11 protein-coding genes are annotated in these 10,195 nt (G+C 28.2%); all 11 read right to left on the minus strand.

The window, feature by feature from the left end; translation table 11 throughout:
• Positions 1-2,439 (minus strand): hypothetical protein (locus ABJI11_RS17865; RefSeq protein WP_348355398.1); only part of this gene is annotated, 2,439 nt, incomplete at its 3' end.
• Between the two features lie 21 nt (positions 2,440-2,460).
• Positions 2,461-3,639 carry a hypothetical protein gene (locus ABJI11_RS17870; RefSeq protein WP_348355401.1) on the minus strand — a complete coding sequence of 393 codons (1,179 nt, stop codon included), beginning with the start codon at positions 3,637-3,639 and terminating at the stop codon, positions 2,461-2,463.
• Positions 3,632-4,216 carry a sigma-70 family RNA polymerase sigma factor gene (locus ABJI11_RS17875; protein ID WP_348355404.1) on the minus strand — a complete coding sequence of 195 codons (585 nt, stop codon included), beginning with the start codon at positions 4,214-4,216 and terminating at the stop codon, positions 3,632-3,634. Before ABJI11_RS17875 ends, ABJI11_RS17870 begins: the two co-directional genes overlap by 8 nt.
• A 169-nt stretch (positions 4,217-4,385) precedes the next feature.
• Complete coding sequence (locus tag ABJI11_RS17880; protein ID WP_348355407.1) at positions 4,386-5,372, minus strand: DUF4407 domain-containing protein; 987 nt, start codon at positions 5,370-5,372, stop codon at positions 4,386-4,388.
• Positions 5,373-5,375: 3 nt separating this feature from the next.
• Complete coding sequence (locus ABJI11_RS17885; protein WP_348355410.1) at positions 5,376-5,942, minus strand: hypothetical protein; 567 nt, start codon at positions 5,940-5,942, stop codon at positions 5,376-5,378.
• A 1-nt stretch (position 5,943) separates the two neighbouring features.
• On the minus strand, positions 5,944-6,246 hold the full coding sequence (locus ABJI11_RS17890) for a hypothetical protein (RefSeq protein ID WP_348355413.1): 303 nt from the start codon (positions 6,244-6,246) through the stop codon (positions 5,944-5,946).
• Positions 6,247-6,933: 687 nt separating this feature from the next.
• Positions 6,934-8,151, minus strand: coding sequence for a primase-helicase family protein (locus tag ABJI11_RS17895; RefSeq protein ID WP_348355416.1), 1,218 nt, complete (start codon positions 8,149-8,151; stop codon positions 6,934-6,936).
• Positions 8,148-8,477, minus strand: coding sequence for a hypothetical protein (locus ABJI11_RS17900; RefSeq protein WP_348355419.1), 330 nt, complete (start codon positions 8,475-8,477; stop codon positions 8,148-8,150). Before ABJI11_RS17900 ends, ABJI11_RS17895 begins: the two co-directional genes overlap by 4 nt.
• The gene (locus ABJI11_RS17905) at positions 8,474-8,770 is read right to left on the minus strand and encodes a helix-turn-helix domain-containing protein (RefSeq protein ID WP_348355422.1); all 297 of its coding nucleotides are present in this window, start codon (positions 8,768-8,770) and stop codon (positions 8,474-8,476) included. The genes ABJI11_RS17900 and ABJI11_RS17905 overlap by 4 nt, the downstream gene beginning before the upstream one ends.
• A 204-nt stretch (positions 8,771-8,974) precedes the next feature.
• Positions 8,975-9,712, minus strand: coding sequence for a hypothetical protein (locus ABJI11_RS17910; RefSeq protein WP_348355425.1), 738 nt, complete (start codon positions 9,710-9,712; stop codon positions 8,975-8,977).
• 8 nt (positions 9,713-9,720) lie between these two features.
• The coding region (locus ABJI11_RS17915; protein ID WP_348355428.1) for a tyrosine-type recombinase/integrase at positions 9,721-10,195 on the minus strand (475 nt) is incomplete at its 5' end.

Consider the following 10,195-nt stretch of genomic DNA (forward strand, 5'->3'; position numbering starts at 1 on the left):
TTTGATTTCTATTGAGGTGTATTTTAAATCTTTAAAATTTTCATTTTTAAATCCTTTTGATACGTTTTCGCTTAACGTACTTAATGATCTATTGATATTTGTTGAATCTGAATTGACTGAATTATAGTTAATTCCGCCAAAAAGAGCAACGCTTCTTAATTCAGATAATTTATTCTTATTTATGATTTGACGCGTACTTCCTAAAATATGTAGTTCCCAATCTTTATTTTTTAATAGTGCGGGGAAGGATATATTATGAAGTAAACCGCTTTTTGAAAGGTATATGATTGATTTTGGAGTTAAATAGGCTTCTAACGGTTTAATAATTAAATTATAGATATTATCATTTCCATATATACTATTTATCCTGTCTTGAGTATTTCCTTTTGCATTCATTAATTGCTTTAAAGCATCTTCTTTAAATAAAGGAATAAGTTCAGGTGCAATCGAATTTGGTTGAATAACTAATGCATAGTATTGAGAATTGCTAGTTGGAAATTTTGAAATAGGAATATTTATAATTTCAATTGCAACTTCATTAGGTAATAATTTCTGTTTTATTATTGACCAATTTATATTTCTTGGTTGAAATGGTTTAAAAGAAGTTTCATTATTTAATTTCTGATTAAATGCTTTTTCTAATTGATTTAGAACTTTAGCCTTTTTTAAATGGGTGTTTTCAACTCCTAACTCTAACTCTTTCTTTTTCGCAAGTAAATTGTTGTATTCTAACTTTAAACTTACTGAAGCTTCATTAAGAAATGTTCTTAAATTAGAATTTGAGTATAGAGCAATATTTTTAATTGCAAGTATATTATTGTAAAGTAATTCTGTAGAACTATCTGAGTTGTTTTGGATATGCAATTCATTAATTTGATTTATATATTTATCAATATAAATGGCATATTTTTCTTTTTCTTCTTCTGTAAAAAAAATATAATTTTCATTTACTTTGTTGAATACAAAATCTTCTATTTCTTTAATCCTATTTACTTCTATAGAAGATTGAGAGCTTGTTATTATTAGCGATTTTAAATATGCTTGATAATAGAGGTCTTTGTATTCCTCTTTTTTAGGATTGAGAATTCGAAGAGCTTTGTCATAATGTTTTTTAGCAAGTTTATTATCACCAACGGTAAAGTAGAATTGCGCTAGTTGAATAAGTTGGGAATTATAAGCAAAAGTATTTTCACCAGAATAATCCTGAGTTAAATTTAAAGCCTCTTTATAACACATTTCTGCTTCTAATTTCATTTTTTCAGCTAATATTTGCTCAGCTGAAAACAGGTTCTTTAATCTTGTCCATAAGTTGCTTTTTAATACTTTTTCATTTCCAAAACTATTTAGATAACCTAAAGCGCAGTACTGACCCTTTATGCCAAGATAAAACTGATAGATAGGTTTGTCATTTTTTTCTTCAGCAATAGGAGTTGCCTCAATAATTAAATCAGCAGCTTTTGAATAATTCTCATTGAATAATTCTCCTGCAGCATTTATTAAAAGAAGAGTAAGGTAAAAAGAGGATTTACTACTTAATTCGCTATTTTTATAAAGGTCTAACGATTGTTTGTTTAACTGGATAAATTTTTCAAAATCTCCAATTCGTGATGCTTGTTCAGAAAAAATGAAATTTGTGTTTATTAAATATTCAATGTCATTTGTTTCTGCGTTTTCATTTAATACATATAAATGGTTAAAGAAGGTATCCGATTTTTGATATTCACCACTGTTTTGATAAATTTCTGCAAGATTTAGAGTTGGGAAAATTTTTAAATTTTGTTTCTCTAAATCAGTAAATAAAGAGGAATTTGTAAGGGTTAAAGCTTCCTGAAAATAATTTTCTGCGGATATATCTTTGCTAATGATTTCCTTTAAACAAAGTCCATAATTAATGGTCGATGCATACCTAGCAAATAGTTTTTCCCTTTTGTCATATTCAGATTTACTAAATAGCTTTGTTAGAAAAAATATTGACGAAATTTTTCGCGATTTTTCTTTTTCATATGCTTTAATGGAGTATTCTAATGCCTCTTCTGTTTTTCCCTCACTTAAGTAATCTTCTGTTGTTTTTATGTAGCTATACTTATCGGCTAGCTTAAAACTAAAGTATGTTGAAAAGCCATTGACCCACACATGATTAAAAGCACTAATAATTATAACTGCAATAATGGCCACTAAGGTTTTAAAAATTTTAGTTTTATTTATTGATTTTTTAAAAAATGATATTAGTAAATAAATTAAATACCATACACCCACTAGTGCAACTGTAGATATCAAGATTATAGTTAGCATTGATCTGATTACATCTAAAAAATAGAAAAACCCAAATACCCCCTCTGGATTAGCAACATACCATGAAAGATGTAGTATGTTTATAATAAGATATAGTACTAAGATTAAAACAGTAAAAGTTAATAGTTTCTCAAATTTATCTTTCATCAATCGAAATTTTTCTAAGAATTAAAACCATCTCATTTTTTTGATGATTTCTTGAGCTTGATTATGATATAGGCTTTCTTTGTCGGTAAGCGATTGTAGAAGAGTTTTAGCTTTTTTTAAATTATTTTTTTTCAAATAACTAATTGCTAAATAAAAAGTAACTGTATCATTAAATTGAAAATCAGGTATGTTTTCTAAATATAATAAGGTGGTAATAGCAATATCAACTTCATTGGTGTTTAATTGGGATATTGCTAGAAAAAGAAGAATTTTTGAATTTTTGTTTTTTGGATTAATACTAGCTAATAATTTTTTTGATTGGTCAAAATTACCTTCATGAAAATATTTTAAACCCTGTAAGGCAATATCAGTTTCAGCGGATGAAAGGTTTTTTAGTGTAAATTCATAAAAACTTCTGTTTTCTTCACCTTCAGAGGTTCTTGTAAGCCTTTCGTAATTGAGTTGTCTATAATTTGTGGCGATTGTACTGTACTGTGAAAATAATTTTTCGTTTGAGGTTTTCGTTGGTTGAACTATTAATAGACTAGTTATTAATATTGCCGCTACCGCAGCGTATTTTAGCCAAGATCGAGAAATTGTTTTTTTATTTTTCTTTGTATAATTATCTTTTTCAAGTGTTATATTTTTAGAGTATAACTTTTCTTCTTCATGCAAAGTATAAACAGGAATTTCGCTTTCAGATAATTCTTTATCCCACTTATTGAATTTATTTTTTAAATCTTCACGACTTTTTTTTTTTATAGCGTTCTCAATATCATTATCTGATATTGAAAAATCATTATGCTCAGCAAGGTTGGGCAATTTATTAATAATTCTACTACGCTCTACTTTAGTTGTTACATTCTTCAATACATTGAAAAAATCTACTTTCTCTTTAAAGATAGAATTAGTTTCATTGTTTAATATCTCATAATCGGAATTAGAACTATCTAAAACAAAGTGTTCAGCCATTTGATTAGCAAAAACATCATATAATTCTGATAACTGTGTAATTAATATCTCTGGGTCTTTTGGTTCTAGTTTATAAATTTCAGTGTATACTAGTTTAGCGTCTTTTTCATAAAATAAAAAAGCATTAGTTATTGATGACCAATCTATATTACGTGGCGATATTTCAAAATAATCCTTTAATATTGGAGAGAAAATTTCCTTTACTATCTCTTTTGTTTTATTATCCATTTTGATAATTTATTGCTAGTTTCTGCAACCTTTTTTGACATTTATATTTTTGGTTTTTTGTATTAGCACTATTACTATAACCAAAATGTGTAGTTAATTCTTCAACTGATTTTTTATGGTACCAAAATAAAGTGAGCAGTTCATAACAATTACCTCCGGCTTTTTCAATGGCCTTTAAAGCTCTTTCAATTGCATTAAACTGTGTTTCTTCAGATTGTTCTATGGGTTGTAAATTATCTTGAATTGAGTTGTCATAATTCAACTTGTCAACAATAATCTCAAAATTATTATCGTGATTAACCTTTTTTTTATCAGATCTAAATTTATTTAATATTTGAAATCGACAAACAGAATTTAAATAAGTCTGAATAGTAGCTGTTAGCTGAAAATCTTCATTTACTATTTTTTCATATAGAATGATGATGGCATCTTGAAAAATATCGTTTAAATCATCAGGGCTTGTTTTGGGAGACATATTTCTCATAAATGATATACAAGAATCTTTATTGTTTTTATAAACGTAGCCAAGGTAGTCGTGGTCTTCCTTAATTAATTCTATTAACTCTTGATCAGACATTATAGATTTATTTTAATTTGTAATCGTAATTGTTCAGTAATTTGAACGTGATAGCAAATTAAATAAATCATTCTACTTATAACTGAAGAATTTTATTTTATTAGTTTTCTTTCGTATTTAACCTCTAAATCTTTAAAAATTTTTCCTCGTATTTTTAAGATTTTTTAAATCAATATCTGGGTCTAGTAGTTTCTAATAATATATTAGCTTTTGTAATTTGAGGTAAATTTGCAATAGCCTGGTCAATACTTTGCAACAGTTTTTTGTACTGATTCATTTTTAATAAAGTAGAATAGTCTTTAAAAGATTCTATTTCTTCATCTACAGACTTTTTACTCGTCGTTTTAACTATGACAACTATAAACTCTAGCATGAAAATGAAGCAAGTAAACAGAATGTAAACTTTTTTTAGATTTGAATCTTCATCAATTAATTCATTGAGCGCTTTGATTTTTATCAAAAGCCCATCAGCATTAAAATCAACACTAGCTTGATCTAATTTATCATTAAGATTTAGTTCTTTTGATGCTTGAATATTTTGCAACTCTAATTCTTGTTGTAAATATTTTTTAAGTGATGTCTCAGCTATTAGTCCAAGTTTTGTGGCAACTGCTCCATTTCCACTTAAGCCACTACTATTACCTTTTTTTCCTTGAAGCTCGTCAACGTATTTTTTTTGTGCTTTCTGTGAGTCATGATACGCTCTTTCTACAAGTAGTGCCTTATTATCTAAATCAGCTGAGTGCAATATTTGAAAATCTTGTTCTATGGAATCTAAATATTCAAGTTTATAATTATTTATTTTATTGTCAATGTCATTCTTGAAAATTGCAATATCTAAAGTAACTGCACCTAGGCTAGCAATTATAAAACCAAGAAGTATTCTGAATATTAATATAATCCATCCACCACCAGATAATATTATCGTTCTTTCTATTAAATATACTAAGAAAGCAGATATTAAACCTGTAGTAATGGCTAAAGGTAAATTATGGTTCATCGTTATTTTACTAGTCAGAAAACCTGTTATAAACCATAGAGTTACTGGTATAATTAAACAAGTAGCTAATAGCTTAATCTTACGTTTACTTGATGGTTGAAATTTAGAAACGTTGCTGTAATTTTCGCCAATAATGGCTGAAGATAGTTTTAACATCTTTTAGTTGTTTTTTATTAATAGATTTTCCATGTCTAAATGACTTTTTAATCCAGAAGTAAAGCCTTGTCGATAGTTATGTATAGCAGACATGACAAGACCTTCACCTTCTGAAGAATAAATCTTTTCTTGATTAAATTTTAAATTTTCTTCGGTTAAGAATTCTATTTGGTTTTCAATTTTCTCTTTTAACTCTTTAGAAATATCTGCTACCTCTATGGCAGTATTTTTAAGCTTGAGAATATTTTCGCTGTTTTTATTCATTAATTGATTTAGAATATTTCGAAAATCTGATTTAATAATTTTTATTCTTGACTGGGCAGCTTCATTTGAGTGCATTGTGAAACCTTCGTTAACACCTAACTGATAGAAGTCCTTATCTAAATATTGTGTAATTAAATTTGCTGATTCTTTCTGTTGTTCTTTTTCTTCGAGATACTGTTCCTCTATAAATAGGTCCTTAGATGGGAATGTGTTGGAATTTGATGGTTGTGTTGTTTCAGTTAAGTTCATTTCTAATTCTGGTTTTTGATCTGTTTTAAATCTGAAGATGTTTTTTAAAATGCTCATTTTATTTATTTTTTATATTGATTACTGGAACTTTAAATATAGTATGTCCATTGTGATGACATTTTTCACAGAGAGTTATTAAGTACTTATTATTATACTCCCAAGGATTAATAAATTTCTTTAGATTTTGATTGAAATGATATTGTCTATGATGTACTTGTAGGTTTTTGTTATTGGTGCAATTTTGACATTGATTTTTATCACGGCTTAAAATCAAATTTCTCTTTTTCTTCCATTGAGGGGTTTTTAAAAGGTTCTGATATGTGTTAAATTGAATGATACTTTTGTTTTCTGCTGTATTCATTTTTTTTTTTTTTAGAATTATGGTTTGTTTTATAGTTAATAGCAGATAAATTAAAAGGTAACCCTTGATTTTTTTTTTTTTTTTTTTTTTTTTCAAAACATAAAAAGGAAGAATTATAATCAAGCAATGCGCTATTAAATTTTTGAGAAAAATGAGTAGTATTAATTAAGATTAAGTAATGGTTTCAAAATGGCAGTACCTAGGGTTGTTAGGATGAGTAATGGTTGATGTATGGTGTGGCGAAGAGTAACACTTAGGGTAAGCTAGGGTAGGTGATGGTTGTTTCAGGGTAGAACTTAGGGTAGGCTAGGGTTAGTGATGGTTGTATCAGGGTAGGATTCAGGGTAGAAAATGGTATTTCAGGGTAAGAAATTAGGGTAGGCAATGGTTTTCTAGCGTGAAAATAAGGGTAGGCTTTGATTGTTAGAAAGAAACTGTAAACATTTGTGTCACAGACTTAATTATAATAATGTGAGTTTAAAGTTTAAGATTTTATTGTCGAATTGTTGAATAAGACCGTGAGAGTAATGAGATAAGGAGATTGAAGATAAACTTTCGGTCAACAATTTGTCAACACACAAATTATTATAAAATGTTTTTGGTTGTTGATTCATTGTTGACTAAAAGTTATGTTCTAAGTATTTGGTGTACATAGTTTTAAGATTTAATTCAACACTGCGACAAGTATTATTGTTGCATCTCTTCTAACTTTTTTTTCAGGAAGGTAAAATATCTGCCTTTTGACTTATCTGCTACTACGATATATTCATTTTTGGTGTTCAGTATTAAACTGTATTTGCTATAAGAACCGTTCTTACTTATAAGTCCGAATTTAGTTTTTAATGCATCTGAAATTTTAAAAGTAGATGTCCTTATATTGTTTTTTGAGAGTTTGTCCACTATATCTCCAAGTGAATAACTTATCTCATCAACTTCGTACTTTATAAAATCATCTAAAACTATCTCTTGTATTTCTTTATCTAAATACGTTCTATTTCCATTGACTAGTTTTTCTAAAGCAGTGGTGTGAATTTGCTGTTTTGTAAACCACATTCTAGTTTTATTAGGAGAGGAAATTTTACGTTTGTTTAGATGGTCGATAAAATGTGGCAACTCTAAACGAAGTTTGTCTAAATATTTTGGGTCACCATTAACCTGCGGTAGGGTGTGGACTTTTATAACCCAATATCTAATTTCTTTTTCATCAACCTGTATAAAATTTGTCTCATTGTTAGAACATAATATGAATTTACCGATGAAGAACGATTCTACCTTGTCTACTCCTTTAGACTCTGTCTTGTGGCTAACTGCAGTAGAAAGGTTTTTAATACGTTCACTATCCTCTTTTTTATCCAAGAGTACTTCATCAACTGCTACTATTGATTTAGAAGCCCAATCAGCATTAAATCGACTTCTAAAGTCTTCATTTTTATTAATGGTCATATTGCCTTGGAAAATGAGTTTTAACCAGTTTAGAAATGTTGTCTTACCGGTATGTCGCTCATTGCTAACAAGACATAGAATAGGTAGTATCTGTGTGGGATGACGCCAAATAATTGTCAAATAATCCAACCCTATATCTAATTGCTCTCCAAAAATATGTGTTAGAAAATTTATTGTCTCAGTGAAATCCCCCGGTTTAGGCTTTATATCTATTTTCTCATACTGATTGTAAAAATTCTTAATTTCTTGCTGATAGTTTGTGTGTGACGGAATAAAACAAAAACCATCAAATTTTTTAATATTATCCAATGCATCCCTACCCTCGTCACTAATGATTTCAGATTTTTTCCATTTTTTAATGGTTTTTAAACTATCACCACTAAATAATGGGATTTCAACTCTTTTGTAATATTCAGTACCAATACGTATGTATGTTGGCTTTTCTATAATTTGATTATTCATAATTTTGAAATATTTCTTTCTATTAGTATTCTTTTACTTGGATTTGTTAAGTCATGGTCTAATAGTAAAATAAAACCAGTTGTGTTCCTGTGGATTTGGTAAGAATTGTCCATTTCCTTTTGAATTTCTGCCCATCCAAATCTTGGGTTAAACTTAACCAGATCAATTATTATGTCGAACCTTTTAAAGCACCAATCAAAGAATTGATTAGCTTCAATATCTAAAGGATATTTAGCCTTCATATATTCGATTTGACTTGTAATTTCTCTTAATTGGATTTCAATGTTTTCAATCGAAAAGCCGTGCTGTTGGAAAAATGAATTCATAATCTCTTGTATTTAAGTGATTTGATTTCGGTTAGGGATTTTTCAAGCTCAGAAGCATCAATAAGTACTCTTCTGCCAATTTTATCGCCTTTCAAGTAACCTTTTTTGATCCAGTTTCTAACGGTTAAATCAGTAACATTAAATTTCGTTGCTGCTTCTTTAACAGTGTATTTCCTCTTAGGAGGGTTTAACTGTTCGGTCATAAATTTTTTAAGCTGTGTAAATTTGGCATCAACAGATTGATCAATCATAAATGCCAATTCTTCGGTTGTAGTAACTACAATTTTTTCCATTCTTTTTATTTTTAAAATGCTTGCAGCAAAGATTTTAAAGAATGAGAAGAGGGTAAAAAGAGGGAAAGTTAAAAAGCGATATTTTTTAATTAATTGAATATCAGTTTGTTAATGTATTTTTGCAATTGTGATTTAAGAATTTGACAGAGAAGGAATGGAGAGCTTAAACGAATTGCATAGAATTTATTCCTTTGATATGATTATTTAATAATATTTAATAGTTATATCTAAAGCTAATTTATCAATTTCTGACATTTTTAAATTATCAGGTATTTTGCCAGAATTATATTTACGAAGATATTTTTTGAAGAAGGAACTTTCTAAGGGAATGCTGTCAATTGTGAATTTTTTCCCTATTATAGCATGATATCTAGATGCTTTTCCGGTGAATTCATCTAAGAAAAATGGCTTGATTTTAGCTAAAAGATATCCGATATCTTGTTTGGATAGTATCTTAGTATTAAGATTGATAGAATCCATGTTTCCATAATCCATTTTACTTGCGAAATAACTCCAATTTACTGATAACGCATTCATTTCTTGTAAATACCTAAATAGGACTTTTAGAGCAGGATAATTGTCTCCCCATAGTAACTTGTCGAATTGATTTACATATACATAGTCTACTTCACGCACTAAAGTCTCATATTGTTTTTTATGAAAGGCACTATCTTTTAAGGTGTCTTTAAGTTTGCGAATAATAGATAAAACTTCTTCAACGTTTGTCGCCTTCACTTCGTCTTTTATAATTTCAAGTTGTACTCTAAGTTTACCATTTTCGATAAAAATTTCATTGTACTTATTTTGGTTTAATTCAATTTTTTCTAGTAATTCCTCATTCATTTTATTTTGTCCTTCAATATCAATTTTAAGTATCGTATTCTCAAGGATTATTTTAGCGATGTTGGTTAAATCATCTACTTTTTTTTGTTCGTTGTCCATTATTTGTTTTAGTTATTCCAAACAGAAGACATGAAATCATTTTTATCTTCCTCGTTAGGTTTGTAGTATTTATTAAAAATTTCTAGGCTCTTATGCCCTGTAAATTCCATGATAATTTTATCGGGTATTTTTTTGTTTTTCATAATAGTAATAAAACTTCTTCGCGCTGTGTGGCTAGATATCCTGTCGCAGAACATTATATCTTCCTCAATTATTTTATTACCAATTTTTGTGGTTTTCTTTATTTCCTCTTTATAGGAGTCATCTACATCCCCAATTGCTTCTTTGATATAAACATTAAATTTTTGACTTGAAATTACAGGAAGTTGATAGTTATATTTTTCAAGTATAGCTTTTGATATTTTATTTAGTGGGATTTTTAATTGTTTATTTTGGTCTTTGTTATCTATAACTGATATACAATTATCAATTATATCTTTTGCTCTCACTTTTGAATAGTTACCATATCTCATTCCTGTAGAA

It is taken from the genome of Maribacter sp. (assembly GCF_039968975.1).
GTDB lineage: Bacteria > Bacteroidota > Bacteroidia > Flavobacteriales > Flavobacteriaceae > Maribacter.

Excerpts from the sequence above, each read along its gene's own strand:
- ABJI11_RS17910 (WP_348355425.1), bottom strand. The coding sequence starts at position 9,712 with ATGGACAACGAACAAAAAAAAGTAGATGATTTAACCAACATCGCTAAA.
- ABJI11_RS17890 (WP_348355413.1), bottom strand. The coding sequence starts at position 6,246 with ATGAATACAGCAGAAAACAAAAGTATCATTCAATTTAACACATATCAG.
- ABJI11_RS17880 (WP_348355407.1), bottom strand. The coding sequence starts at position 5,372 with ATGTTAAAACTATCTTCAGCCATTATTGGCGAAAATTACAGCAACGTT.
- ABJI11_RS17905 (WP_348355422.1), bottom strand. The coding sequence starts at position 8,770 with ATGGAAAAAATTGTAGTTACTACAACCGAAGAATTGGCATTTATGATT.
- ABJI11_RS17870 (WP_348355401.1), bottom strand. The coding sequence starts at position 3,639 with ATGGATAATAAAACAAAAGAGATAGTAAAGGAAATTTTCTCTCCAATA.
- ABJI11_RS17895 (WP_348355416.1), bottom strand. The coding sequence starts at position 8,151 with ATGAATAATCAAATTATAGAAAAGCCAACATACATACGTATTGGTACT.
- ABJI11_RS17900 (WP_348355419.1), bottom strand. The coding sequence starts at position 8,477 with ATGAATTCATTTTTCCAACAGCACGGCTTTTCGATTGAAAACATTGAA.
- ABJI11_RS17885 (WP_348355410.1), bottom strand. The coding sequence starts at position 5,942 with ATGAGCATTTTAAAAAACATCTTCAGATTTAAAACAGATCAAAAACCA.
- ABJI11_RS17875 (WP_348355404.1), bottom strand. The coding sequence starts at position 4,216 with ATGTCTGATCAAGAGTTAATAGAATTAATTAAGGAAGACCACGACTAC.